This is a genomic window from Cytobacillus sp. Bva_UNVM-123 (assembly GCF_046351715.2).
Lineage (GTDB): Bacteria > Bacillota > Bacilli > Bacillales > Cytobacillaceae > Cytobacillus.
Genome location: NZ_CM177772.1, coordinates 4,170,702 through 4,196,154 on the forward strand (window position 1 = coordinate 4,170,702; position 25,453 = coordinate 4,196,154).

A 25,453-nucleotide genomic window follows, 5' to 3' on the forward strand; every position below is an offset into this window, starting at 1 on the left:
TCATTCTCGTTTTTTACCTATAAAAAATAAAAAAGCCTCGCTCCAAAATAGGGACCAAGGCCTGGCGGTACCACCCTAATTCAAAGCAAAGCTTTACACTTATTTCATGATATCGGATGTATATCCGCTGTATTCTTCAATCGATACAGAACTCAGAGGCAGGTTCAAGCAACTGTTTATAGGAACTTTCAGCATTTGTTCCCTCTCTAGAATAAACTAAGTTTGCCTTACTATTCCTCTTCAAAGTTTAAGTTATTTTTTTGAAATTATATAAATTTTAGGATCGTTTGTCAATATTCTTATTTAAACGTATTCTTCATACTAAATTAGTCATTTTAGTACGCTATTAAACATCTACTTTCCTTTTATTTCAAAAATCCCCTTTTGCAACAATATGCAAAACGGGATCACTATCATTTATTACCAAGCTTGCTCAACTGGCACATAATTGTAGCCAAGATCTTTAGCAACTGCCTCATATGTTACATTTCCATTTACTACGTTTACACCTCGTAATAATGCAGCATTATCCTCAACTGCTTTTTTAACACCCTTATTTGCAATTTGTAATGCATATGGGATGGTAACATTTGTTAAAGCAATTGTCGATGTTCTAGGAACAGCCCCAGGCATATTCGCAACTGCATAATGAACAACGCCATGCTTTTCATAAGTTGGATTGTCGTGTGTTGTAATATGGTCAACTGTTTCAAAAATTCCACCTTGGTCAACTGCCACATCAACAACAACTGAGCCAGGAGACATTGTTTTAACCATTTCCTCTGTCACAAGCTTCGGTGCTTTTGCTCCTGGAATGAGAACCGCTCCGACAACAAGGTCACTTTCCTTTACAGATTGTGCAATATTAAATGGATTAGACATCAATGTTTGAATGCTGTCTCCAAAAATATCATCAAGCTGGCGAAGACGTTCTGGGCTTAAATCAATAATCGTTACTTTCGCACCTAATCCAATCGCCATTTTTGCAGCATTGATTCCAACAACGCCGCCACCAACGATTGTTACTTTCCCACGATTAACGCCAGGAACGCCTGCTAACAAGATTCCTTTGCCTCCATTTGTTTTTTGTAAAAACTGTGCACCAATTTGCGTTGCCATCCGTCCAGCCACTTCACTCATTGGAGTAAGCAATGGCAATGTGCGATTCAATTCAACTGTCTCATAAGCAACAGCTGTAACACCTTTTTCAACTAAAGCCTTTGTTAATTCTGGCTCAGCTGCTAAATGCAAGTAAGTAAATAAGACTAATCCTTCACGGAAATATGTATATTCTGATTCTAATGGTTCTTTTACTTTCATAACCATTTCTGCTGCCCATGCATCAGATGCAGACGAAACAATTTCTGCTCCTACTTCTTTATAATCTTCATTCGAAAATCCGCTACCAACACCTGCTCCTGTTTCAATTAAAACTTGATGACCAGCATTAACAAGGGTATACACACTAGCAGGAGTCATTGCCACCCGATTTTCATTATTCTTAATTTCCTTTGGAACACCAATAATCATTGAAACTACCCCCTACAAAATATTCCATTATTTTAAAACTATTTACTCTATAATAATAAATTATAGCGTTATGAACGTCAATCATAGCACTAAATATACACTATGCTATTTCCTATCTATTATTCCATTCATTTTCAATTTCAACTTCTTTTAGGAAAGTTGTAAGAAATCCACTTTCTTTGCCGAATGGCAACTTGTTTTGTCAGACAGGAAGGAATCAGAAATCAGAGAGAGAATTCTTCTTAAAAAGGAGGGAGCGTGTTGAATACAGCTACGGTTGCAAAGTTGTTGAAGGTTTCACCAAGCACGATTCAGCGTTGGGTGAAACAGCTTGATTTGGATATGGAACGGAATGAACTCGGGCATTACATTTTTACAGAGGAGGATATCACCCTTCTAAAAAATGTTCAGGAACAAATCAATAACGGTATCATTTTACAAGATGTGACTATCAAAAAGAAAAAAGTCCGCAAAGGCAAATTAAACACTCCAGTAAACACTGACGGAATGAACGATCTTCTAGCGAAAATCGAATTAATAGAGCATACCATTACCCAAAAAGCAGATGGGGTTGTATCCTACCAGCTTTTGCAGCATCGACGTGAAATTGAAGATTTGCAAAATGACGTATTAAAATTAACGGAACGGATTGAAAGCTTGCAATTAATTCAAAACGAAATGATACATTCCAAAACGGACGAAAATGTAATTATATTTGATAAAAAGAAGCCAAATCGAAAATTAAAAAAGAAAAATATTATTAGTTCCCTATTTGGATTTTAAAAGCAGCCTCTCATGAAGCTGCTTTTTTAGTTATTTACTTTCGTTTTTTTGCCGACAGCTTTTGATACCAAAATGAGTGGCGAGGCTTTACTTAATCTACATCCAGATTGCTTTTTCGGAGACGACGGTTGATTTGATTCCCGGTTGTTAACCTTCTCTAGTTTTTCGGGAATCAAAATGGGGAGTTGATTACCGATTGCTAGCTCTTTCTCCTTTTTCGGGAATCAAAATGGGGGATTGATTACCGGTTGCTAACCCTTTCTCCTTTTTCGGGAATCAATATGGGGAACTGATTCCTAATCGCTAGCTCTTTCCTCTTTTTCGGGAATCAATATGGGGAATTGATTCCCAGTTGCTAGCTCTTTCTCTTTTTTCGGGAATCAATATGGGAAACTGATTACCAATCGCTAGCTCTTTCTTCTTTTTCGGGAATCAATATGGGGAGTTGATTCCCGATTGCTAGCTCTTTCTTCTTTTTCGGGAATCAATATGGGGAGTTGATTCCCGATTGCTAGCTCTTTCTTCTTTTTCGGGAATCAAGATGGAAACTGATTCCCGGTTGCTAACCTTCTCCGATTTTCAAAGACATAGTATCTCTATTCTTCAATAAATAAGAAAAACCCCTCAAATTCGAGGGGCTACAACCTATCCATTTATAGATTAACCGTTAAATCCTTTTTACTACGTAAGGCAGTTGGAATGTACACACAGTATGGTTCACTTTCTAAATAGTCGCCTGTTACTGCATATGTTCTCGAACGGGAACCTCCACAGACGAAACGGTATTCACAAACCCCGCATTTTCCTTTATATAAATCTGGATTGCGCAGCTGTTTGAGGACTGGTGATTCACGATAGATTTCTTTTAAAGGTGTCTCTCTTACATTTCCAACTTTAATTGGTAACAGTCCACTTGGATATACATCGCCTGTATGTGAAACGAAGATAAAACCGTTTCCGTCATTTACTCCTTTTGGCGCACGTTTTAGTCCATCAATGACAGAGGCGTGGTCTTTTGTGATCGTGTCTTCATAGCGAATAATTTCTTTATCTAGCTTATGCTCTCTCACTTTTTCCTGAAGAACGACTCTTCGGTAGTGCTGAGCAGCCGTTGTTTTAATATCGAATGGCGCTGTTTTTCCTAGCTCATATAGCCATCTGAATACTTTCTCATGTTCTACAGGTGTTAAACATGCATCTTGTTGGCCTCTTCCTGTTGGAACAAGTAAAAAAATGTACCACATGATTGCTTTTAAATCTTTAACGAGTTCAGCCATTTGTTCAAGATGATCATAATTATACTTTGATATAACGGTGTTAATTTGCAGAGGCATTTCTAGTTCATTTAAATATTTAATTTTTTCTATTGTTAGGTCAAAAGAACCTGGTGTTCCTCTAAAATGATCATGAATTTCAGGTGTTGGACCATCGAGACTAAATCCCCATCTAGATAAGCCAACTTCCTTTGCTTTCTTCATTCTTTCCTTCGTTACGTTATCTGTTGCACTTGGCGTCATCGATACACGCATGCCTTTCTTCACTGCGTAATCAGCAAGCTCATAAAGGTCTGCTCTCATCATACAATCGCCACCCGTAAATACAAGCATCGGGTTATTCATTTCATATATTTGATCGATTAATTTAAAGCCTTCTTCATTGCTTAATTCATTCGGATCCGGCTTAAGCTGGGCATCTGCTCTACAATGAATACATTTAAGCTGACAAGCTCTCGTTACTTCCCAAATAACGATAAATGGATTTTCATTATAATCAATTGCTGCTCCCATTCCATGAGGATGTCCTTTACCGCGCATGTTCATCACCAATTTTCTATAATTTTTCTCATTCTAAATCCATTATAAATTTGATACATACACATGCTCGGTAAAATTGTTACAAACTATCTACAAAAATAGAAAAAAATGCTGTTTACCTATAATAGGCTTTATTTTTACATGGCTACCCAATGCCCCTTTGTTATTTCTACAAGTGTCGATTGTTGTAAATTATACTTATCTGCAAATGAATCTTCTTCAAAGACAACATTGTTCTTCTTTAGCTTATATTGCGGATCAGGTATAGGAATGGCTGATAGCAATGTCTTCGTGTATTCATGATGAGGATTCTCGTAAAGCTCTTCACTTTCAGCTATCTCGACCATTTTCCCTCCATACATGACGACAACTCGATCACATAAATGTTTTACCATTGACAAATCATGAGCAATAAATAAATAAGTTAAGCCAAGCCGTTGTTGAAGCTCTTCTAATAATTTTACAATTTGTGCTTGTATGGATACATCAAGAGCAGAAAGGGCTTCATCACAAACAATAAATCTAGGTTCAACAGCTAATGCACGTGCAATCCCAATCCGCTGTCTCTGCCCACCGGAAAATTCATGCGGATAACGTGCTGAATGAGTATGGTCAAGTCCAACTAGTTCAAGTAATTCTTCCACCCTTTGTTTTCGTTTCTCCCTACTCAAACTAAGTCCGTGAATATCTAAAGCTTCTCCAATAATATCTAGCACTTTTATTCGTGGATTCAATGAAGCGTATGGATCTTGAAAAACAATTTGCATATGACGTCGCATCCGCTTTAGCTCTTTTGGCGACAATTGATTCATGGAAATCCCTTCGAATAGAACTTCGCCTGCAGTTGGTTCATGCAGCCTCAAGATTGTTCTCCCTATCGTAGATTTACCAGACCCTGATTCTCCGACAAGCCCTAACGTTTCTCCTTGTTGAATATGAAAACTAATATTATCAACAGCTTTTAGAACATCGCCATTTCCGAGATGAAAATATTTCTTTAAGGATTTTACCTCAAGCAAGGGAATACTATTTGATTCTGAAGGTGAATGAAATGAATTCAACTTCTTTTCTTTTTTCTTGTCCAGTCGTGGAAGAGCATTTAATAGATTAAGCGTATAGGGATGTTGAGCTTTATGAAAAATTTCTTCCGTCGATCCTGTCTCTACAATCTCTCCATTTTTCATCACAGCAACTCGATCACATAACTTAGCAACAACACCGAGATCATGAGTAATTAATATAATGGATGTGCCAAATCGCTCCTGCATATGCCTCATCAAATTCAATATTTGCTCTTGAATCGTTACATCCAATGCCGTTGTTGGCTCATCGGCAATGAGTAATGCGGGCTGACAAGCTAAAGCAATGGCAATCATGACACGCTGTCTCATTCCTCCTGAAAGTTCATGGGGATATTGATGATAGCGTGTCTCAAAATTACGAATCCCAACTAATTTTAATAATTCAAGTGCTTCGTTCCGCGCTAGCTTTTTAGATAAGTGCTGATGTTTCATTAAACTCTCGGTTATTTGCTTTCCAACCCGCATTGTTGGATTTAACGAGGTCATCGGATCTTGAAAAATCATTCCGATATCACGGCCACGAATTTTCTCCATTTCCTTTTCTGTTTTTAAAGAAAGGTTTTCACCGAGAAAAAATATTTCACCATCTTTCAGATAAGATGGTGGCGAAGGAAGCAGCTGTAAAATCGTTCGTGCCGTCACACTTTTTCCACTGCCAGATTCCCCAACGATCCCAAATGTTTCCCCTTTTCTTACTTCAAAGCTGATCCCTTTAACAGCCTCAATATGTTGTCCTCCATTTAAAAAAGAAACCCGTAAATTTTTCACCATTAAAATAGGCTCCAAGCTCTTCACCTACCCGTTCGTATTTTTCATTGAATTAACAAAAAATAAAAATATTGACAATCATTATATATTTGATAAAGTATACTATACACATCGGAATAATATAATTTTAGAATAAAGGAGTCTTAATGATTGCTCTTAGTAAAAACGAACAAGCAAAACAAGCGTTTTGAATTGGCTCTTGAACTTTATGAATCATACCGAATTATTCAGCTTCAGCCAGCTTATAAATGGTTACTTATCTTCGTTGGCTTCCCTTTACACTTTGTTGTGTTTTTTATTTATTTTTACAACAAGAAAAAGGATGGGTTTTCTTTCAAGCTTAAAGAAGCTAGGCAAGCTTTACTAGCTTCTGGCTATAAAAAGGAATTAATAAATGAATATAAGGAACAATTCATTAGAAAACAGATTTTTTTCAAGGAAAAGATTGTTGAAAAAAAATTGAACCTTCAAGCGGAGAAATGGGCAGAAGAAAAACTGAATCAAACACTTTTTGAGAAGCTTGAGCAACAAGGGACGACAAGAGTAACATATACTGAAACATTTCAGTCTTTACTTTCAAATCAAGCTTTCTTTTTTATTACTTTAATTCCTAGTTTACCTATGTATTTACTAATATTTTTATTCCAAAATCCTTATCTCAAATATATATTTGAGAGGCTCATCATGAGTGTATTCGTCATTATTGGTGTTGTGCTTATCGTGTTTTCAATTTTATATGTATCGCCCTTTGATCCAGCTGCACACATTCTTGGAGAGACAGCAACGAAAGAACAGATTGCTGCTTTTAATCAATTGTATGGACTTGATCAACCATATTTCGTTCAATTATGGAATGCCATTAAAGGGATTGCGACCTTTAACCTCGGGAGTTCCTTTTTTGGAAATGAAGATGTTGTTTCCAGCATTCTCAGAAAGCTTCCAATAACCTTGATTATTACTGTTATTTCGCTTATTTTCGCCATTGTGATCGCAATACCAATTGGAATTATTTCGGCAATCAAACGAAATTCATTATTTGATTACACATTTATGTTCATAGCTTTAATCGGTCTATCGATTCCAAATTTTTGGCAAGGGCTCATCTTTATTCTAAATTTCTCAATAAAATTACAATGGTTACCTGCTACTTTTAATCCACAAAACTGGTTGTCTATTATTATGCCAATTATTGTCCTTGGAACAGGGCTGACAGCATCTATCGCTAGAATGATGCGTTCATCTATGCTGGAAATTATTCATGAAGATTATATTATCACCGCAAAAGCGAAAGGCTTAAGTAGTAGTCATGTGCTTTGGAGGCATGCTGTTGGGAACGCAATGATTCCTGTAATCACTGTCATTGGGCTCTTGTTTGGCGCAATGGTGGGAGGTACTGCAGTTACAGAAAGGGTATTTAATATTAGTGGTATTGGCAGTTTTATCGTAGAGAAACAGCTTATACCCGATATTCCAAGTATTTTAGGTGGAGTTGTCTATATTGCGATTACAATCTCAATTATTAATTTATTCATTGACATTTCCTATACCTTTTTTGACCCACGAATAAGAACAAAAATTAAAAATCAATCCATTAGGTGAGGCTATGCCAAATATTAAAAAGAAAAAAACACCCGAATTTATCCTTTCTGTTTATATGCTTCTTACGCAAATAGGCATGATCGGAATTTCAGCGCTAAATTTGTTTAAGCCTTACGTAACAGATCTTTTTCCCGTTACAATGACAGCACTTATTGGCGTATTTTTCTTTCAGCTTTTTATCTTTATTTTTATTGCGAAATATGTAAAAGAGCAAGTTCCAAAGTGGTTAATTTATTTATCCATTCCGCTTTTGCTCACTGCACTAACAGGAAATCTCTTTGCCTTCATCATTAGCTTAAACTTACTGTCAAGAAATCAACGATATCACTATTCCGTATTGCGGACTTGGACTATTATTTGGTTAAAAATCACGAACAATCCAACTGCCATGCTCGGTTTATTTTTTATTATTTTTGTTTTTTCTATTTCTATCATTAGCTATGGAACATTCGACTATAGTATGGCTGTAGAAAATAATTACAGTGCCATCCTTCAGACTCCTAGCCTAGCCTATCCGTTTGGAACAGATGATTTCGGAAGAGATTTATTCTCTCGCATTATTTTCGGAGCACGTATATCACTTATTGTCGGATTTCTTTCTACTGCTTTTCCATTGATTGTCGGTGGAATTCTTGGCGCTTTATCAGGCTATTACGGTCAGAGAACTGATCATGTCATTATGCGCTTGCTTGATGTCATATACGCAATACCAGGAATTTTATTAGCCATCGTCATTATTACTGCCTTTGGTTCAAGCACCGTCACACTTATTCTAGCACTCAGCCTTGGCGCAGTTCCTACTTATGCACGAACGATGCGAGCAAATGTGATGATGGTTGCCAATTATGAGTATGTTGAATCTGCACGAGCATTAGGTGCAACGAATTTTTCAATTATTTTCAAGCATATCGTTCCTAATGCACTTGCACCCATGATCGTTAAAGCTACATTAACGATCGGTGGTGCAGTTATTGCTACAAGCAGCTTAAGCTATCTTGGACTTGGTGTTGAGCCACATATTCCAGAGTGGGGCAATATTCTTAAGATCGGCAGCACTTACCTTGAATCCCATTCATATTTGGCCATATATCCAGGTGTAGCCATCATATTACTTGTTTTATCTTTTAACTTTTTTGGAGATGGTCTTCGCGATGCACTAGACCCGAAATTTGATTCATAAACAAAATGAGGAGGTTTGTTGTAATGTACAAAAAATTTTTTCCATTCCTATTTATTTTCTTATTGGTCATATCTGGATGTGTAAACAAAAAGTCAGATGTTGTAAATAAGGATAATTCAAAAAAAGAAGATGTGGCTAGCAATCAAAAGGTCGAGATTGAAATTCTTGGAATGAGCAGCAGAGAAGTTGATATAAACATCGTGCGAGACCAGCTCGTTAAAAATGGCTTTGATGTTAAGCTAAATTTGCAGCCTGACTATGGAAGCTTTAAAGCTCAGGAAGAGGCTGGAAACTATGATATCTCATTATCCAGCTGGACGACCGTTACCGGGAATCCTGATTATGCAGTACGATCTTTATTCAAATCTGGAGGAGACTATAGTATTCTGAATGACAAAGAAATTGATGACCTCATTGACAAGGCAAGCACCCAGACGCCAGAGGAATATGTCGAGACATACAAGCAACTAGAACAACGTCTTGTATTTGATAAAGCCTATATTGCACCACTTTATATTTCTTATAAAACGCAAGCGTTTAATAAAGACGTACTCGCTTTAGATTCTATTAGACTTCCAAAGTCTCGCGCGCTGCCTTGGGAAGCCATTGACTTTGTCGATAAAACAAAACGTGAAACAGACCCACTTATCTTGACACAAACCGCTTCCGTCTTAACATCTCTTGATCCGATAAAAGGGAATGATGGTTCGATTAATCAGCTAAACACAAATATGTATGTACGTTTAGTAAACCTTACAGATGATGATAAAATTGCTTCAGAAGGATCATTAACATATAATTTTAGCATTGCAGAAGGAAATACAGATTATTATTTTATCTTAAGAGATGATCTAAATTTTGCAAAAATCGTTGATAGAAAGGCAGTCGATACTGGGGAAAGAGTTGGCGCAGATGATGTGATTTTTTCATTACACCGTGCAAAGGACCCGAATTCAGTTCCCGATCATCGCACATACAGCCTACACGAGCATATTGACCATGCTGAATTAGTGACAGACATTAGCATTTTAGAAAATAGTAAAGTATCTGGCAGTGATGAAACTGTACGTGATGCTCTCGAAAAAAATTTAGAAGTAAAAATAGCTGAGCTTGTCTCTGACAAAAATGCAGCAAATAGTCGTGAAGGGAAATATCAAGTCGTAAAATTAACATCAACAGAACCATTTCCTCAAGTGTTAAACTATTTAGCTCATCAATCAGCTGGAATTGTTTCAAAAAAACAAGTAGAAAGTATAAACACATATGATGTCGCAACATTTGATGTAAATAAAGACATTCCATATGGTGACCAAAATACAGTAACTGAGGGCGCTCAATACAATAATACTCTCTTTGCAAGCGGACCATATATCTTATCACACAAAAATGATTATGAAGCTGTTTTTTATAAAAACCCTGGCTATCAAAAAAATACAAAAAACGAACCAAAAATCGCGACTGTCATTGTTCGCTTTATAAAAGATGAAGATAGCTCACTTTCTGCATTACGTAACAATGAAATTCATTTATTATATAGTGTTCCTGAAACAAAATATGACATTGTAACAAACGATAGTAAGCTACGCCTTCAAAGTATTGAAAGCAACGGAGTAAGCTATCTGCTTTTCAATACGAAAAACCGTGAAGTCGCTAATAGTGAAGACTTACGGAAAGCGATCCTCTATTCCATTAATCAGGATGAAATTTTAAGCTATTATCAAGGTAAGAAGATTAAAGCTGTTTCCACTGTAAGTCCTATCGTAAAAACAGGAAACGAACTAAATGCAGATCCTGAAAAAGTAAAAGAGCATTTAAATAAGTATTTCGCTGAATAGACTAAAAAACTCCGGAAAAATGTCCGGAGTTTTTCGTTTAGCTAGGGCATTCACCGAAAGGACTTGGCGAATGCCAAGATTTTCTAATTAGTTTTCAAATCTCTCAACAAATAATGCGAGGGTGCGAACCATTGCCCCTGTGGCACCAGATGGTCCTAGCTCATATTCCTTATTCGTTGTCGCAGTACCTGCAATATCTAAATGAACCCATGGGGTATCTTCAGCAAATTCACCAACAAAAGCACCACCCATAATCGCATGTCCTTCACGACCTGGTGAATTATTTAAATCAGCTATTTTGCTGTTTCGAACGCGCTGTTTATCTTTTTCAAATAAAGGCAAGCGCCAAATTGGTTCCCCTGCTTCATAGGATGCTTCTAGAACTTGCTCCCATAATGCTTCATTATTCGTTAATGCACCTGTTGTGTTTTTCCCAAGTGCAATGATGACACCGCCTGTCAATGTTGCTACATCAACAAGATAATTTGCTCCGTGATGCTTCGCATATGTTACAGCATCAGCAAGAACAAGACGACCTTCGGCATCCGTGTTCAATACTTCAATGGTCTTGCCACTCATCGAAGTAATAACATCATCTGGCTTGAATGCATGGCCACTAACCATATTGTCTGTGGAAGGAATAACAGCAACAACGTTTTGCTCTGGCTTAAGCTCACCGATAATTTCCATGGCTCCTAGTACAGCGGCAGCTCCACCCATATCTGCTTTCATGCCGACAATGCCATCCTTTGGTTTAATGGAATAACCACCTGTATCAAAAGTAATCCCTTTACCAACTAAACCGATAACATCTGTCCATTCATCTTTTCCTTGATATTTAAGAACGATCATTTTTGGTGGCTCCGTCGATCCTTGGTTTACTGCAAGAAGTGCGCCCATCCCAAGTTTTAACATATCTTCTTTTTCTAATATTTCTACTTCAAACTCATATTTAGCTGCAAGCTCTATTGCATAGTTTGCCATATCAGTAGCTGTCAACATATTTCCAGGCAGATTAACGAGTGTACGTGCAGAGTTTGTACCCTTTCCATATGCATAACCAACTGTAAGGGAAGCCTTTACTTCTTCTGCATCAGTGGAGTTACAATAGATAGAAATACGCTTAATCTTTTTCTCAGGTTCATTTGACTTTTGTTTATATCCTTCAAATTGGTATGTTGATAATGCGAACGCTTCACTCACAGCATGCGCCACATCTAGCGCGTCTACATCTTCACAAATAAAAGAATCTAAATAAACAGCTACTTCTTCAAGCTTAGCCGTGTGAATAGCCTTAAACGTATTTCCTAATGCTTCACGTACTATTTCAAAGGAATATTCCTTTTCTTTCCCTAATCCAACAATATATAATCTTTTTGCACCAATTTTTCCAAATGTATGTACTTTCGCAACTGCTTTTTTCTTTGCTGAAAGATCACCACTTTTTACAAGCTCAGTTAGCTGACCGTTAAATTGCTCATCTAACTCAGCAAGAACGCCTGTGAATTTTTCCGGTTTTTCATAAAGCCCGATAATTAAACATTCATGTTCTGTTGCATAATTCAATTCATTCATAACTGAAAACATTTCGTCACCCCCATAAAAGATGGTTTAATTATAACGAAAAATGAAAAATATTTCGAGCGTCTAAGCTTTTAAAAAATAAATAGAATAAGGCAAAAAACATTGCACTCTTATTGATTTATTATTATCATCTTAACAAACGGGATGTAAAGTGAAACTTCAATAATAGATATCATATTGCCTAAATTCGGCAAGGCAAATTTTAATAAGAAATTTTTCGTACTTCTGTGCGTTGAACATATTAAAAAGGTGGTTTGTACATGGAATTACTAATGAATTTTCCCCTTTGGTCTGCAATCGCAGCCATCCTTTTTGCCCAATTTGTGAAAGTTCCAATTCAATTTATCGCAACGAAGAAATTAAATTGGTCATTGCTGACAAGTACCGGAGGAATGCCAAGCTCGCATTCAGCTGCAGTGACAGCCCTTTCGACTGGCGTGGCATTAGAGACAGGATTGGATTCTCCCATTTTTGCTGTATCTGCTGTTTTTGCCATCGTGACGATGTTTGACGCTACAGGAGTACGTAGGCAAGCAGGGGAACAAGCAATTGTTCTTAATCAGCTCGTTTCTGATTTTAATCGAATTATCGAGGAAGCAAAGGTTTGGCAAAAAAAAGAAGGTCATGAAAAGCGAAAAGAATTAAAGGAATTGCTCGGCCATAAACCGATCGAAGTATTTTTCGGCGGTTTAACTGGAATTTTGTTAACACTTACTCTTCACTATTTTATTTCATTATAGATGTTGGTGTATCCGTTCAAAAGGGGAGAAATCAATGAGAGTCCTATCATTATGCCCAAGCAATACAGAAATTGTTGAGTTTTTAGGAATGACTGAGCTGCTCGTCGGAGTTGATGATTACTCAGATTGGCCTGAAAAAATAAAAGAGCTTCCTCGGCTCGGGCCTGACTTGTCAATTAATATGGATAGAGTTGAAGAATTAGCACCTGATATCGTACTTGCCTCTTTAAGTGTTCCGGGAATGGAAAAAAACGTCGAAGAATTACAGAGACGTGGCATTCCCCATATCGTCTTAAATCCACAGAGCTTATTAGACATCGAACATGATTTAGTCATTACCGCAAAAGCAATGGGAGAACTGGAAGCCGGTCAAAAGGCAGCTAACATATTTCGCTCAAAAATCGAAGCCCTTCGACAAATTGCCGCAAAAATAGAAGAAAAGCCAACTCTCTATTGGGAGTGGTGGCCAAAGCCCGTATTTACGCCAGGCAAAATAAATTGGCTAACAGAAATTAGCAGACTAGCTGGGGCTGAAAATCTATTTAATGATGTTGAGCTTGCAAGTGTGCAAACAGATTGGGATGATGTTTATCGACGCAATCCCGATTATATTTGTCTCGCTTGGGTCGGGGTAAGAAAAGAAAAGGTTCAACCAGAAACTGTATATAAACGCCCTAATTGGCTACAGCTAAACGCTGTTAAAAACAAGCAAATTCTCGTACTAGAAGAAGAGCTTTATTGTAGACCTTCCCCTCGTTTATTAGAAGGTGCCATTAAACTAGCCAAAATCATACATCCCGAAGCATACAAGTCTGTTAAATAGATTTTTGGTCATCTAAAAAGCAGGAAGTCCATTTTCAAGACTTCCTGCTTTTTTCAATTTACTTATTTCTTTTCCGATTTAATAAATTGCTGACGGAAAACTTGCATAGATTCATTTTCATTTAGAGCATACAAATCTTCTTCTGTAAGCTTGCCATTGCCCATTTCAATCACATAGACATCAACTGTCTTTTTACCCCATTGATTATAAACGTCTGCCACTGTTTCATAATAAAGATCGACTTTATTCCCTTTAATGGCCCCACCTTTATCAGCGACAACTCCATAACCATAATCAGGGATAAAAAGAATCGTACCAATTGGGAAAACATTTAAATCTGCTGCAACAGTAGAATATAAATCTCGTTTCACTTTCACACCTGAATAAGTAATCCCAAAACTCGGGTGTCCAGGATTTTTTCCGGTCGATTCATAGAAAGCCGTATAGCCAGTGGCAACAACTGTTTTTACCGGATATTGTGACCAGTCAAATGACTCCTCTAATGTTGGCGGTTCTCCTGTCACCGCTTCACTTGAGGAAATTTCCAAATCTAAATTAGTTACACGTTTTAAAAATTTCAGAGCGACATCAACTGTTTTATAGTTATGAAAAAATTTATCTTCAGTCGAGTCATCCTTTTTCCATAAGTCCTCTTTGTTAAAATAATCTACAATTGATTTTGCTTCAACACCAGAAATAGACTGAAAGGTTGTTGACAATGCGGCAATAAATAAAGTTGACATTATTATTCGCTTTGTCCATTTTTTTATTCTTGACATTTTTTCCATTTCACTCCTCCCAAGAATATTCATTTCCTGATTTTCAAAGAAATATTCATGAAAGGAGTGATATTATTAGAAAATTGCAGTAAAATTACCAAAACTATCAATAATTAGCGTTTATTTTCTAGATTTAACGAAGGTTTATGGATAAATTTGGTGAAACTTTCAATATATCAGGCAACTTTCCCGATTTATCGGCTGCTTTCCCGATCATATCGGCCGCTTTCACGATTATATCGGCCGCTTTCCCGATCATATCGGCCTCTTTCCAAATATATCGGCCGCTTCCCCGTTTATATCGGCCTCTTTCCAAATATATCGGCCGCTTTCCCGTTTATATCGGCCGCTTTCCTGATTTATCGGCCGCTTTCCCGATCATATCGGCCTCTTTCCAAATATATCGGCCACTTTCAAATATAGTAGCACCCCATTTTTCGCCTCATCCACTTACACAAAAAAACTCCCTGCTAAAAAGCAGGGAGCCGATTTTAAAACATTTGATATCCTTTTTTACGAAGAATTTTGATCGTGATTCCAGCAACAATTGCGCCAGCCAACCCACTGCTTAAAATGAGTATATCAGCGGTGGCCAATTGGGATAATTCCGAACCGAGACTGGAAAAAGCTTCTTTACTATTCGTAAAATATTCAATGAATCTCACTTTATCAATAATTAAAATAGCAATAATTGGATAAATAATAGCCATAATCCAAGACATTCTTAATAGCATATTTAAAATAAATCCTATTCCAAAAAATAACACGAAGAAAAGCAGCATGGAAATAGGCAAAACGAAAATAGTCATTGGCATCCGTTCTCATCTCCCCTTAACACATCAATATTTAGTGTACTGAATGGATATTGGGGAGTCAACTAAAAAAAGAAATGCGGAAGCATTTTACGCACTTCCGCATAATAGAAATACATTTTATAGAAGATTAAACTTTCCTTTTTTCATCACAAGTGAAGGTCCGCCTATCATAAATAACGCACGATTATCGACCATTTTTTTCATAAATGACGCTTTAGAACCGACCATTTTCTTACCGAATGCTACGCCAATGGCATCATCTTCACCAAGTGAACAAACAGTTCCTTTAATGTCCGGTGTAAACGTTTCCAGTTCAGTTTGATTACGAATTAACGAAACAAGGTTTTTCGCACATGTTTCCCCTTGCTGCATCGCAATCTGTGCTGTAGGTGGGAATGGACGATTAATTTCTTCGTTAATAATTAATGAACAGTCTCCAATAATAAAGATATTATCATGACCAGGAGCTCTTAAATTAGGCTGAACTTTCACACGCCCACGCATGGATTCGAATCCAGATTTCTCTATAATTGAATTTCCACGCACGCCAGCAGCCCAAACGACCGTTCCAGCTTTAATTTCCTCTAGCTCTTCTTCACCCTTGCCAACGATAATTCCGTCAGGTGTACATTCTTTAATCGCAGTTCCAATACGGAATTCAACACCTTTTTTCTCAAGCTGTGCTACCGCATATTCAACTAGATCCGCATCAAATCCAGGTAAAACCATTGGAGCAGCTTCTACACAAATCACTTTTACTTTTTGGAAGTCAACATCATATTCACGGCAAAGCTCTGGAATTCGATTACCTAGTTCACCAAGGAATTCAATTCCCGTAAAGCCAGCTCCACCTACAACGATTGTAAGACGCTCGTCTTTTCTCTCTGCTTCTGTATTATAAGTTGCAAATTGATACTCGATATGTTCACGGATTTGTCGTGCTGCATTTACGTTTACAATTGAGAAAGCGTATTCTTTCAGCCCCTTAATGCCAAATGTTTCTGATTCTCCACCAAGGGCAACAACTAAATAATCGAATTCAACTTCCCCATTTTCTAAAATGACTTTTTTCTCTTCAGTTTTAATTTCAACGGCAGTATCTTGAATAAACTCAACCTTGTTACGGTCGATCACAGTTTTTATATCATAGCGAACTCGATTATGATGCAAAGTACCAGCAGAAGCTTCATGCAACCAAGTAGTTTCATAATGATATTCATTCTTATTAATAAGCACAATGTCGGCTTCATTCATCCCAACAGCTTTTTGTAAACGTGTCGCTGTCATTAATCCACCATAACCTGCTCCTAAAATAACAATTTTTGGCTTTCCCATGTGTATCATTTCCACCTTTTTTTGAGTTTTTCTTATGCGGCAAACCGTATTCTTAAATAGGCCAAGCTCTTTTTATTTTTATATAATAAAATAAAGAAAAGAGTTTGTGATGAAATTCACTAAAGAAGTCAAAAAAATTTAAGAAATTTGTCACAAAAATTTAACATATGTCTACAATACATATTATTCTTTTCTTCTTGATTTTTCAAGCTAAAAAACAGGGAAAACTTGTTTTGAAAATTTAAACTTTATGATTACTATTCTCCACATAATCTTTTTTAGGAAAGAGTGAGCTTTATTTTATTTTATGTTATGATATAGAGTGGAATTGCACTATTTTTTTTTATGGGGGGATATGGCGTGAACGAAGATCAAAAGGTTTATGATATAACCATTATCGGTGGAGGACCGGTTGGATTATTTACCGCTTTCTATGGGGGTATGAGACAGGCTTCTGTCAAAATTATTGAAAGCTTACCACAGCTCGGTGGTCAATTATCTGCTTTATATCCGGAAAAATACATATACGATGTTGCTGGTTTTCCAAAGGTTCGTGCTCAAGAGTTAGTTAATAACTTAAAAGAGCAAATGGCTAAGTTTGATCCTGCGACTGCACTTGAGCAATCCGTTGAAAAAGTTGAAAAACAAGCGGATGGCATTTTTAAATTAACGACAAACAAGGAAATTCACTATACAAAAACAGTTATTATAACTGCAGGAAACGGTGCCTTTCAACCTCGTCGTCTAGAGCTTGAAAGCGCTATCCAATACGAGGGCAAAAACCTCCATTACTTTATTGATGACTTAAACAAATTTGCTGGTCAAAAAGTCGTTGTATTTGGTGGTGGAGACTCAGCAGTTGATTGGGCATTAATGCTTGAGCCAATTGCTGAAAAAGTTACCATTGTTCACCGCCGTGATAAATTCCGCGCACATGAGCATAGTGTTGAAAATTTACTTAATTCAAAAGCAGATATTAAAACACCTTATGTACCTGTTGAATTAATCGGTGGAGAGAACGGCATCACCCAAGTTGTTCTTGAAGGCGCAACAGACAAAGAAAAAGCAATTATTGATGTTGATGCTGTTATTTGCAACTATGGATTCGTTTCATCTTTAGGCCCAATTAAAGATTGGGGTTTTAATATTGAAAAGAACTCCATTGTCGTGAACTCAAAAATGGAAACAAATATCCCTGGAATTTATGCTGCAGGAGACATTTGTACATATGATGGTAAAGTAAAATTAATTGCATGTGGCTTTGGTGAAGCACCAACAGCTGTTAATAATGCGAAGTCTTACATTGATCCGAAAGCAAAAGTTCAACCATTGCACAGTACTTCAATGTTTAGCTAATAAAGAAGAGGATAGCCGGAATGATCGGCTATCCTCTGTATATTTTCATAAGCTCATTCTTTTTTCGTATCCAATGAAATTGAGATTCAATGGTAATTGATTAACACTCTTCAGGTGTTCCTGCTGCTGTTGCTGTACGGAAAGAAGAGCCGCATCCACATGATGCAATTGCATTCGGATTATCAATTGTGAAGCCGCCGCCCATCATCGATTGTTTATAATCAATCTTCGTCCCTTGGAGAATCGGTGCATCTTCTTTACTAACGAGAATTCGAATTCCATGTTGTTCAATCTCATTATCATTCTCTTCCTTTTCATAAGCAAAACCCATTCCATATGATAAACCACTACAGCCGCCGCCTTTTACAGAAACACGCAATAAAGCATTTTCTTCTTCATTTGCTTTCATCATTTCCTTTACTTGCAATGCTGCAGCTTCAGTTAATATTACTACTTCATTCATCTTATTTCCCTCCTTATAAGCTGACTTATACCATCATCCTCACTAACAGTATATACAGAAAAGACTGTCTCCTCAACTAATCGAATTTGGGCGAAGACATATATTTCCGAATAAAACATGATAAAAAAGTCCTGTTATAAATTCGTCAATTTTTTAACATTGATTAACTACATAGAAAAAGAGATGAAGTTTTTAGTGCTTTTATCCTTTTGTAGAGTATACTTATAGTATGTTTGATATAGATAAATGGAACTATAAATCTTTTCACCTAGGAGGCGTTCTTTAATGACACAAATTGAACCTACTTTTGATAGAAAATATGAATGCAATATATGCAAACAGCCTTTTACGACCAAAAAGCTTCGTTCAAAGTTCATTAAGGTGACAAGTTATGATACAGACTATTGTCCAACTTATTCCTCCGAAGAAGCAAATCCAATATTATATCATGTGAATGTCTGCCCACATTGTGGCTATTCTTCATCTAACGACTTTTCACCTTATTTTCCACCTGGTTCTATCGAAGATATTCATTCAAAAGTATGTGAGCAGTGGGTTCCCCATGAATTTGGTCAAAAGCGTTCCATTGCAGATGCAATCAAAACACTTAAACTAGCCGCTTATTGTGGTTCCTTAAAGAAAGAAAAACATATTGCAATCGCTGGAATTTATGTTAGACTTGCTTGGTTATACCGAGGCCTAGAAAATGAAGAGCAAGAACAAAGATTTATGAAGCTGGCAACAAAATCTTATTTAGATTCATATATGGCAGATGATTTTCGGGGTACACAAGTTTCGGAAGTAAAAATTCTTTATTTAATTGGCGAATTTTCAAGACGAACTGAGCAAACGGAACAAGCCGTAAAGTTTTTCTCTAAAGTGATTGAGAAGCAGAGCCGTTCAACAGAATCAGGAATTATCGATATGGCGAGGGAACGTTGGTACGAAATTCGTGAAGCTCAGAAGGCAGCGCAAGAAATATAACATTCTAGATTGTGAATGAGAAATTATATAGCCCTCTAAGGAAGAGTAAATTCCTTAGAGGGTTTATTTAAAACATTGGATTATCTTCTAAATATTGATATATATTTTCTACTAGCTCGTCTGGTGTTTCAGCCGCTACTACCTCCCCATTCACAAGTGCAAATAGGGATTGTGCACATTTTCCACAATAACCAAGACAACCATATTCAATGACATCTAAATCATAATCTTTTTCCAATATTTCGAATGCCTTTTGAGAGCCGCTCGCCAAATTGCTTGAACAAAACTCGATAATTGGCTTAATCACTTCTTTTCACCACACTAATCAAAAATCTTATCCATAGTTATGCTACCGCTTTTCCACAAAATCTGCAACATTCAACTCCTATCTCCTTTAAGATTATGTCGAATTATTTTCTATATTCAGATAGCATATTTTTATCATTTGTCAAGTTCTTTTCTAGTAAGTGTTGAGATTTCGTCACAATTTAGTTATACTTTCTATGGGATTAACGTTGTAAATATTAGTATATTGGTAACATTACTTTCAAAACAGGCATAATGCACCTTCTATTAGAAATTACTAATGGTTTCTGAGCTAAACACGCTCAAATGCTAAGTCCTGTTGCTTTCTCGCCTGACTAGGGCCATACCCGTGTCAGGCCTATACGAGTTGCTAAGACCCTATCTTACAACACGTTATTTTGTGATAAAGGGGAAAAAGGCATGAAAAATCTTGTCATACTCGGCGGAGGCTATGGTGGTATGAGAGTCCTTGCTAGACTTTTGCCAAATCAGCTCCCAGATGATGTATCTATTACTTTAATCGATCGTGTACCTTATCATTGCTTAAAAACAGAGTATTACGCTCTAGCAGCGGGAACCATTTCTGACCAACATGTAAGGGTTTCCTATCCTGAGCACCCAAATCTAACAATTAAATATGGAGAGATTATTGGAATCGAACTCGACGAAAAAAAAGTGCACATCCAAAATGAAAACCCTGTCATTTATGACGATCTGATCATCGGCTTAGGGTGTGAAGATAAATTTCACAATGTTCCGGGCGCAGATGTGTATACGTATAGCATTCAGACGATTGAAAAAGCAAGAGCAACCTATCAAGCTTTAAACAACTTAGCACCAGGTTCAGTCGTTGGGATCGTGGGGGCTGGTTTAAGTGGCGTAGAAATTGCTTCTGAACTTCATGAAAGTCGACCTGATTTACTGATTAAACTGTTTGATCGAGGAAGTCATATATTATCAGCTTTTCCAAAAAGATTAGGCTTATATGTCGAGAACTGGTTTGAAACGCATGGAGTTGAAATTGTAAGTCACTCAAATATTACAGCTGTTGAAAAAGGGCTTCTTTTTAACAATGAAGAACCGATTCCATGTGATGCGATAGTTTGGACTGCTGGAATTCAACCAAATAAAATTGTTCGGGATTTGGATGTAGAAAAAGATTCACAAGGCAGAGTAATCCTAACGAAACATCATAATTTACCAACAGATGAACATGTTTACGTAGTAGGTGATTGTGCAAGCTTGCCACATGCACCCAGTGCACAACTGGCAGAAGGTCAAGCTGAGCAAATTGTCGACATTCTATTGAAACGTTGGAAAGGGGAAGAACTTCCTGACAGTTTGCCACAAATTAAATTAAAAGGGGTTCTTGGATCTTTAGGAAAAAAACATGGATTTGGTGTTGTCGCTGACCGAGCCATTACAGGTCGGGTCGCACGCTTATTGAAATCCGGCATTTTATGGATGTATAAATACCATCGGGGATAATCACTGCTTGTCTGTCGATTACTTCAAAAAAGGTCTGTCTTAAAAACATTTTTTAAGATAGACCTTTTTCTTTTTATTATTCTGCTTTATACCCGTACTTTTCCATTTCTGCATAAATCGTCTTTAATTTCGGATTTCCTTCTCCGACGATTTCATTTCCAATGACAACAACTGGATAGAACATATCCTCTTCAATGACTCTAGTAGCGAAGGTTTTTTTGTCATTATCTTCTGGCGGATTGTGAATGTCAACATAAGTAATGTTAAAAGGCTGGGCTGGATACTTTCTACTAATAGCGGCTTGTAGCCATTCATACGTTTCCTTTGAGGAAGGAAGATTTACACAGCTTGGACAAAGCTGAGCCGTTCCATATACAGTCACTTCGATAACTTGATTCATTGATTTTCCCCTTTCACAAAGCGATAATTAGCAAATCCGCCTCAGCGTATTCGTTAACCTTATTTTACAATATAAAAAGATTCTTAACCTTATGATTTGCTCATTTACATTTCTTTAAATAGATTTTTGCAGTCATTATGATTATAATAAGGATTAAGAAAGGAGTAGATAACAATGGCAGAACAAATATTTGAGCAAGTTCAAGAAGTACTAGATAAATTGCGCCCATTCCTTCTACGAGACGGAGGCGACTGTGAATTAGTAGATGTTGAGGACGGGATTGTTAAATTACGTCTACTAGGTGCATGTGGCTCATGCCCAAGCTCTACAATTACGTTAAAAGCTGGGATCGAAAGAGCTTTATTAGAAGAAGTACCTGGCGTTGTAGAAGTGGAGCAAGTTTTTTAATATTTAATAAGAATGAAAGCGATGCGCTCTGGCATCGCTTTTTTCATGAAAGCATTCGCTTTTCATTTTGTTTAGAAGTATAGACAATGCTTCCAGCTTGATCGATTTTTAAACAGCGATAATCCATTTCAGGTAGTACATTGCGTAACCCTTCAATGATTGCTTGTCCTTTACCGGCTTCTGCTAAGCAAAGAACTGTTGGGCCTGCACCACTTAAGGCGACTCCGAATGCTCCGAACTTAGGGGCCTCTTCCTCAATAATTGCCATATGTGGGACGAGTACATTTCGATATGGATGATGATAAAGATCAGCCTTCATCATTTTTCCTGCGAGCTTATAGTTCTTATTTAATAATGCGGCTACAAGAACATTGCCAATAGACCCAGCTTGTACAGCTTTTTTATACGGAAATTCTTTCGGGAGCACACCTCTGGAATCCTTCGTTAATAGTTCCTTTTTCGGGATGACGACAACTGCGTCTAAGTCAAGATTTTGGATGGCTTCCGCATAGACATGATCATCTAATTGAGAGCCAATAACTAATCCTCCGAGAAGACTTGCCCCTACGTTATCAGGGTGCCCTTCAATTGTTGTCGCCAGTTCTAATTTCTCTATGTTTGTCAATGAAAGATCACAAAGTGCATTCGCTAATTCAATCCCTGCAACAATCGCTGCTGCACTTGATCCAAGCCCTCTCGCAAGAGGAATATCACTTTGCATACGAATGATGCAGCATGGGAGGGTTTGATTATATTTTGCTGCGGTTTCTTGTGCAATTTTAATAATAAAATTTGTTTCATCCTTCGGAAAAACAGTTAGTTCCTCTGATAAAGGGATAATTCCCCACCGCTCTTTCCGCTCCACTTCCAATGTTAAATAAACATTTAAAGAGAGCCCAATTGAATCAAAGCCGGGCCCTAAGTTTGCAGAGCTTCCAGGAACTTTAATGATGAGCATCTCTCCTTCGCTCATACATGGACAACTCCCTTAATATGGTTCGCAACTGCTTCCTCATCATTTGGCAAAACGATTGGCTTTACTGGGCTACAATCAATGGCAATATTCGGATCTTTCAAGCCATTTCCAGTTAATATCGCAACAACTCTTGTTTTATCTCGTATTTCCCCATTGCGAAGCTGCTTGTAAATACCAGCTAATGAAGCACAAGAAGCAGGCTCTGCAAATATTCCTTCAGTAGATGCTAATTTCCGATACATACATAAAATTTCCTCATCACTTACTTCATCGATCTTGCCGCCTGATTCTTCAATTGCGTTCGTAGCTAAATGCCAGCTAGCAGGATTGCCGATTCTTATAGCAGTTGCAACTGTTTCTGGGTTATCAAAAACCTTTCCATGAACAATCGCTGCGGCTCCCTCAGCTTCCACTCCGTGCATTTTAGGAAGTCCAGTTTTCTTCACTTCGTTGTATTCTTTAAATCCCTTCCAATAGGCGCTAATATTCCCGGCATTTCCAACTGGGAGCGCAAGAATGTCAGGTGCTCCGCCTAACTGGTCACAAATTTCAAAGGCTCCTGTTTTCTGACCTTCAAGACGATAAGGATTAACAGAGTTTACGAGTGTAATAGGTTCTGTCTCACTAATTTTGCGCACCATTGCTAAAGCTTCATCAAAATTTCCCTCAATCGAGATAATTTCTGCTCCATACATAACTGCTTGGGCAAGCTTTCCCATCGCAATTTTTCCTTCGGGAATCACAACGATACAACGAAGACCCGCTCTAGCTGCATATGCGGCAGCGGCAGCAGATGTATTCCCTGTTGAAGCACAGATTACCGTATCACTGCCTTCCTCCTTCGCCTTCGCAACCGCCATAACCATACCCCGATCTTTAAATGAGCCTGTCGGGTTTGCCCCTTCTGTTTTGACATAAAGGTCTATTCCCCATTCATCTGAAAGCTTATCAAGTCTAATTAAAGGTGTATTTCCTTCATTAAGTGTGAGTAATGGAGTATTCTCGTTAACTGGTAAAAACTCTTTGTATGCTCTTAATAATCCTTCCCACCTCATACATTTACGCTCCCCTCAACCCGGTATGAACTTTTAATCATTTTTACTGCCTGTAAATCTCTAAGTTTAATTAAAATGTCCTCGTAATCTTGTAAAGATGCTTGGTGTGTGACTAAAACAATTTCCGCTAAGCCTTTATTTTTCAATGGCATTTGCAGAATTTTTTCTAAGCTTACATTATGCTCAGAGAAAATCGAGGTCATATTCGCAAATACACCTATTTCATCACGAACATGCAATCTAAGGAAGTATTTTGCGTACTTTTCAGATGGTCTTTTCAGTTGTTTAGGATATTGAGGTGTTACAGCACTTTTTCCATTAACACCGAGACGCATATTCTTCATGACAGCAACTAAGTCTGATACTACCGCTGTCGCTGTTGGCAAGCTTCCCGCTCCAGGTCCATAAAACATCGTCTCACCTACTGCTTCACCGTAAACGTAAACAGCGTTGAACTCATCCTGAACAGATGCAAGTGGATGTGATTCTGCCAATAGCGTAGGCTGTACACTTACTTCAACTCTCTCACCTTCACGATGAGCAATCCCGATAAGCTTCATCGTATAGCCTAACTGCTTTCCATACTTCAAATCCTCTTCCGTTATTTCAGTTATTCCTTTTACCTTCACATCGTCTAAATCGATTTTCATCGAAAATCCAAGTGTCGCAAGGATCGTCATTTTCCTTGCAGCGTCAAGCCCTTCCACATCAGCAGTTGGATCTGCTTCAGCATAACCAAGCTCCTGTGCTTCTTTTAAAACATCTTCATAGGCACTTCCATACTTGCTCATCTTCGTCAAAATGAAATTCGTCGTTCCATTCACAATACCCATCATTTTCGTAATTCGATCAGAGGCTAATCCATCGACAAGACTTCTTAAAATAGGGATTCCTCCCCCTACACTTGCCTCATAAAATAAATCACAGCCGTTATCTGAAGCAATCGTTAACAGTTCTGAGCCGTGTAAGGCCATTAAATCTTTATTTGCCGTAACGATATTTTTCCGATTCATCAGCGCTTTTTTAATATATGCTTTTGTGTTATCCATTCCGCCTATCACTTCGATGATGACATCAATTTCAGGGTCATTAATGATGTCATCAGCATCCGTTGTTAACAATTCTGGTGCAACTTGAACCACACGTTCTTTATTTAAATTTTTTACTAATATTTTTTTAATCTTTACTGGACAGCCTACTTGATGCATAAGCTTATCTTGATGATTATTAATAATTTGGACAACTCCGGAACCGACTGTTCCTAAGCCCATTAATCCGATGGAGATTGATTCCACTTCTATACCCCTCTCACGTTGTTCTCTCTACGAGTACACTTGTATTTATATAGTA

At 37.5% G+C, this 25,453-nt stretch carries 24 protein-coding genes and 1 other annotated feature; of the genes, 10 read left to right on the plus strand and 14 right to left on the minus strand.

The genetic code is table 11. From position 1 onward, the window contains the following. Window positions 1-46 precede the first annotated feature (46 nt). Window positions 47-253: a binding site (T-box leader), on the minus strand. 167 nt (window positions 254-420) lie between these two features. Next, the gene (ald, locus tag KDN24_RS21435) at window positions 421-1,530 is read right to left on the minus strand and encodes an alanine dehydrogenase (protein WP_409974204.1); all 1,110 of its coding nucleotides are present in this window, start codon (window positions 1,528-1,530) and stop codon (window positions 421-423) included. 258 nt (window positions 1,531-1,788) lie between these two features. Between ald and KDN24_RS21440 the strand changes: the two genes are divergently transcribed. After that, window positions 1,789-2,313, plus strand: coding sequence for a MerR family transcriptional regulator (locus KDN24_RS21440; protein ID WP_491348155.1), 525 nt, complete (start codon window positions 1,789-1,791; stop codon window positions 2,311-2,313). A gap of 653 nt (window positions 2,314-2,966) precedes the next feature. On the opposite strand, the gene KDN24_RS21445 is transcribed toward KDN24_RS21440, so the two are convergent. Beyond that, the gene (locus tag KDN24_RS21445) at window positions 2,967-4,127 is read right to left on the minus strand and encodes a TIGR04053 family radical SAM/SPASM domain-containing protein (RefSeq protein WP_409974202.1); all 1,161 of its coding nucleotides are present in this window, start codon (window positions 4,125-4,127) and stop codon (window positions 2,967-2,969) included. A 137-nt stretch (window positions 4,128-4,264) separates the two neighbouring features. Continuing rightward, the gene (locus KDN24_RS21450) at window positions 4,265-5,995 is read right to left on the minus strand and encodes an ABC transporter ATP-binding protein (RefSeq protein ID WP_409974201.1); all 1,731 of its coding nucleotides are present in this window, start codon (window positions 5,993-5,995) and stop codon (window positions 4,265-4,267) included. Between the two features lie 132 nt (window positions 5,996-6,127). On the opposite strand from KDN24_RS21450, the gene KDN24_RS21455 reads away from it, so the two are divergent. From KDN24_RS21455 to KDN24_RS21465, 3 genes are read left to right on the plus strand one after another with little or no spacing between them, the layout of a single operon-like run. Continuing rightward, window positions 6,128-7,576 carry an ABC transporter permease gene (locus KDN24_RS21455; protein WP_409974200.1) on the plus strand — a complete coding sequence of 483 codons (1,449 nt, stop codon included), beginning with the start codon at window positions 6,128-6,130 and terminating at the stop codon, window positions 7,574-7,576. 4 nt (window positions 7,577-7,580) lie between these two features. After that, window positions 7,581-8,756, plus strand: coding sequence for an ABC transporter permease (locus tag KDN24_RS21460; protein ID WP_409974199.1), 1,176 nt, complete (start codon window positions 7,581-7,583; stop codon window positions 8,754-8,756). Between the two features lie 23 nt (window positions 8,757-8,779). Then, the gene (locus KDN24_RS21465; protein WP_409974198.1) at window positions 8,780-10,591 is read left to right on the plus strand and encodes an ABC transporter substrate-binding protein; all 1,812 of its coding nucleotides are present in this window, start codon (window positions 8,780-8,782) and stop codon (window positions 10,589-10,591) included. 87 nt (window positions 10,592-10,678) lie between these two features. Here the strand turns inward: KDN24_RS21465 and KDN24_RS21470 are convergent, their stop codons facing one another. Beyond that, the gene (locus KDN24_RS21470; protein ID WP_409974197.1) at window positions 10,679-12,178 is read right to left on the minus strand and encodes a leucyl aminopeptidase; all 1,500 of its coding nucleotides are present in this window, start codon (window positions 12,176-12,178) and stop codon (window positions 10,679-10,681) included. A gap of 257 nt (window positions 12,179-12,435) precedes the next feature. Here KDN24_RS21470 and KDN24_RS21475 point away from each other — a divergent pair, with 257 nt between their 5' ends. Then, on the plus strand, window positions 12,436-12,915 hold the full coding sequence (locus tag KDN24_RS21475) for a divergent PAP2 family protein (protein WP_409974196.1): 480 nt from the start codon (window positions 12,436-12,438) through the stop codon (window positions 12,913-12,915). 34 nt (window positions 12,916-12,949) lie between these two features. Then, window positions 12,950-13,738 (plus strand): cobalamin-binding protein, encoded by a 789-nt coding sequence (locus KDN24_RS21480; RefSeq protein WP_409974195.1) that lies wholly within the window; start codon window positions 12,950-12,952, stop codon window positions 13,736-13,738. Window positions 13,739-13,800: 62 nt separating this feature from the next. Here KDN24_RS21480 and spsC read toward each other — a convergent pair whose 3' ends face one another. The 4 genes from spsC to KDN24_RS21500 all read right to left on the minus strand — a co-directional run bounded on the left by spsC (window position 13,801) and on the right by KDN24_RS21500 (window position 16,667). Next, complete coding sequence (gene spsC, locus KDN24_RS21485) at window positions 13,801-14,517, minus strand: stationary phase survival protein SpsC (protein ID WP_409974345.1); 717 nt, start codon at window positions 14,515-14,517, stop codon at window positions 13,801-13,803. Window positions 14,518-14,650: 133 nt separating this feature from the next. After that, window positions 14,651-14,776, minus strand: a complete 126-nt coding sequence (locus tag KDN24_RS21490; protein WP_409974194.1) for a hypothetical protein — start codon at window positions 14,774-14,776, stop codon at window positions 14,651-14,653. Window positions 14,777-15,008: 232 nt separating this feature from the next. Continuing rightward, window positions 15,009-15,332: a YuiB family protein gene (locus KDN24_RS21495; RefSeq protein ID WP_409974193.1), complete on the minus strand. Its 324-nt coding sequence runs from the start codon at window positions 15,330-15,332 to the stop codon at window positions 15,009-15,011. Window positions 15,333-15,449: 117 nt separating this feature from the next. Continuing rightward, window positions 15,450-16,667: an NAD(P)/FAD-dependent oxidoreductase gene (locus KDN24_RS21500; protein WP_409974192.1), complete on the minus strand. Its 1,218-nt coding sequence runs from the start codon at window positions 16,665-16,667 to the stop codon at window positions 15,450-15,452. Window positions 16,668-17,027: 360 nt separating this feature from the next. Between KDN24_RS21500 and KDN24_RS21505 the strand changes: the two genes are divergently transcribed. Next, window positions 17,028-18,023 carry an NAD(P)/FAD-dependent oxidoreductase gene (locus KDN24_RS21505; protein ID WP_409974191.1) on the plus strand — a complete coding sequence of 332 codons (996 nt, stop codon included), beginning with the start codon at window positions 17,028-17,030 and terminating at the stop codon, window positions 18,021-18,023. A gap of 100 nt (window positions 18,024-18,123) precedes the next feature. On the opposite strand, the gene KDN24_RS21510 is transcribed toward KDN24_RS21505, so the two are convergent. Next, complete coding sequence (locus KDN24_RS21510) at window positions 18,124-18,486, minus strand: HesB/IscA family protein (RefSeq protein ID WP_409974190.1); 363 nt, start codon at window positions 18,484-18,486, stop codon at window positions 18,124-18,126. Between the two features lie 285 nt (window positions 18,487-18,771). Between KDN24_RS21510 and KDN24_RS21515 the strand changes: the two genes are divergently transcribed. Next, window positions 18,772-19,470, plus strand: coding sequence for a DUF2225 domain-containing protein (locus KDN24_RS21515; RefSeq protein ID WP_409974189.1), 699 nt, complete (start codon window positions 18,772-18,774; stop codon window positions 19,468-19,470). Window positions 19,471-19,537: 67 nt separating this feature from the next. Here the strand turns inward: KDN24_RS21515 and KDN24_RS21520 are convergent, their stop codons facing one another. After that, window positions 19,538-19,777, minus strand: coding sequence for a YuzB family protein (locus KDN24_RS21520; RefSeq protein WP_409974188.1), 240 nt, complete (start codon window positions 19,775-19,777; stop codon window positions 19,538-19,540). Window positions 19,778-20,196: 419 nt separating this feature from the next. On the opposite strand from KDN24_RS21520, the gene KDN24_RS21525 reads away from it, so the two are divergent. After that, window positions 20,197-21,264 (plus strand): NAD(P)/FAD-dependent oxidoreductase, encoded by a 1,068-nt coding sequence (locus KDN24_RS21525; RefSeq protein ID WP_409974187.1) that lies wholly within the window; start codon window positions 20,197-20,199, stop codon window positions 21,262-21,264. A gap of 76 nt (window positions 21,265-21,340) precedes the next feature. Here KDN24_RS21525 and KDN24_RS21530 read toward each other — a convergent pair whose 3' ends face one another. Then, window positions 21,341-21,664, minus strand: a complete 324-nt coding sequence (locus KDN24_RS21530; RefSeq protein WP_409974186.1) for a YuzD family protein — start codon at window positions 21,662-21,664, stop codon at window positions 21,341-21,343. Window positions 21,665-21,838: 174 nt separating this feature from the next. Here KDN24_RS21530 and KDN24_RS21535 point away from each other — a divergent pair, with 174 nt between their 5' ends. Beyond that, complete coding sequence (locus KDN24_RS21535; protein WP_525931254.1) at window positions 21,839-22,072, plus strand: NifU family protein; 234 nt, start codon at window positions 21,839-21,841, stop codon at window positions 22,070-22,072. 43 nt (window positions 22,073-22,115) lie between these two features. Here the strand turns inward: KDN24_RS21535 and thrB are convergent, their stop codons facing one another. The 3 genes from thrB to KDN24_RS21550 are packed head-to-tail and all read right to left on the minus strand — an operon-like array spanning window position 22,116 to window position 25,398. Next, entirely contained in the window at window positions 22,116-23,045 is a 930-nt protein-coding gene (gene thrB, locus KDN24_RS21540; protein WP_409974185.1) for a homoserine kinase, read from the minus strand. Next, window positions 23,042-24,103: a threonine synthase gene (thrC, locus tag KDN24_RS21545; protein ID WP_409974184.1), complete on the minus strand. Its 1,062-nt coding sequence runs from the start codon at window positions 24,101-24,103 to the stop codon at window positions 23,042-23,044. Before thrC ends, thrB begins: the two co-directional genes overlap by 4 nt. Continuing rightward, window positions 24,100-25,398 (minus strand): homoserine dehydrogenase, encoded by a 1,299-nt coding sequence (locus tag KDN24_RS21550; protein WP_409974183.1) that lies wholly within the window; start codon window positions 25,396-25,398, stop codon window positions 24,100-24,102. The genes thrC and KDN24_RS21550 overlap by 4 nt, the downstream gene beginning before the upstream one ends. Window positions 25,399-25,453: the final 55 nt, after the last annotated feature.

Bases quoted from the DNA above. Each gene is read 5' to 3' on its own strand.
- ald (WP_409974204.1), bottom strand. From the start codon at position 1,530: ATGATTATTGGTGTTCCAAAGGAAATTAAGAATAATGAAAATCGGGTG.
- KDN24_RS21445 (WP_409974202.1), bottom strand. From the start codon at position 4,127: ATGCGCGGTAAAGGACATCCTCATGGAATGGGAGCAGCAATTGATTAT.
- KDN24_RS21460 (WP_409974199.1), top strand. From the start codon at position 7,581: ATGCCAAATATTAAAAAGAAAAAAACACCCGAATTTATCCTTTCTGTT.
- KDN24_RS21465 (WP_409974198.1), top strand. From the start codon at position 8,780: ATGTACAAAAAATTTTTTCCATTCCTATTTATTTTCTTATTGGTCATA.
- KDN24_RS21470 (WP_409974197.1), bottom strand. From the start codon at position 12,178: ATGTTTTCAGTTATGAATGAATTGAATTATGCAACAGAACATGAATGT.
- KDN24_RS21475 (WP_409974196.1), top strand. From the start codon at position 12,436: ATGGAATTACTAATGAATTTTCCCCTTTGGTCTGCAATCGCAGCCATC.
- KDN24_RS21480 (WP_409974195.1), top strand. From the start codon at position 12,950: ATGAGAGTCCTATCATTATGCCCAAGCAATACAGAAATTGTTGAGTTT.
- spsC (WP_409974345.1), bottom strand. From the start codon at position 14,517: ATGTCAAGAATAAAAAAATGGACAAAGCGAATAATAATGTCAACTTTA.
- KDN24_RS21490 (WP_409974194.1), bottom strand. From the start codon at position 14,776: ATGATCGGGAAAGCGGCCGATATAATCGTGAAAGCGGCCGATATGATC.
- KDN24_RS21495 (WP_409974193.1), bottom strand. From the start codon at position 15,332: ATGCCAATGACTATTTTCGTTTTGCCTATTTCCATGCTGCTTTTCTTC.
- KDN24_RS21500 (WP_409974192.1), bottom strand. From the start codon at position 16,667: ATGGGAAAGCCAAAAATTGTTATTTTAGGAGCAGGTTATGGTGGATTA.
- KDN24_RS21510 (WP_409974190.1), bottom strand. From the start codon at position 18,486: ATGAATGAAGTAGTAATATTAACTGAAGCTGCAGCATTGCAAGTAAAG.
- KDN24_RS21515 (WP_409974189.1), top strand. From the start codon at position 18,772: ATGACACAAATTGAACCTACTTTTGATAGAAAATATGAATGCAATATA.
- KDN24_RS21525 (WP_409974187.1), top strand. From the start codon at position 20,197: ATGAAAAATCTTGTCATACTCGGCGGAGGCTATGGTGGTATGAGAGTC.
- KDN24_RS21530 (WP_409974186.1), bottom strand. From the start codon at position 21,664: ATGAATCAAGTTATCGAAGTGACTGTATATGGAACGGCTCAGCTTTGT.
- KDN24_RS21535 (WP_525931254.1), top strand. From the start codon at position 21,839: ATGGCAGAACAAATATTTGAGCAAGTTCAAGAAGTACTAGATAAATTG.
- thrB (WP_409974185.1), bottom strand. From the start codon at position 23,045: ATGAGCGAAGGAGAGATGCTCATCATTAAAGTTCCTGGAAGCTCTGCA.
- thrC (WP_409974184.1), bottom strand. From the start codon at position 24,103: ATGAGGTGGGAAGGATTATTAAGAGCATACAAAGAGTTTTTACCAGTT.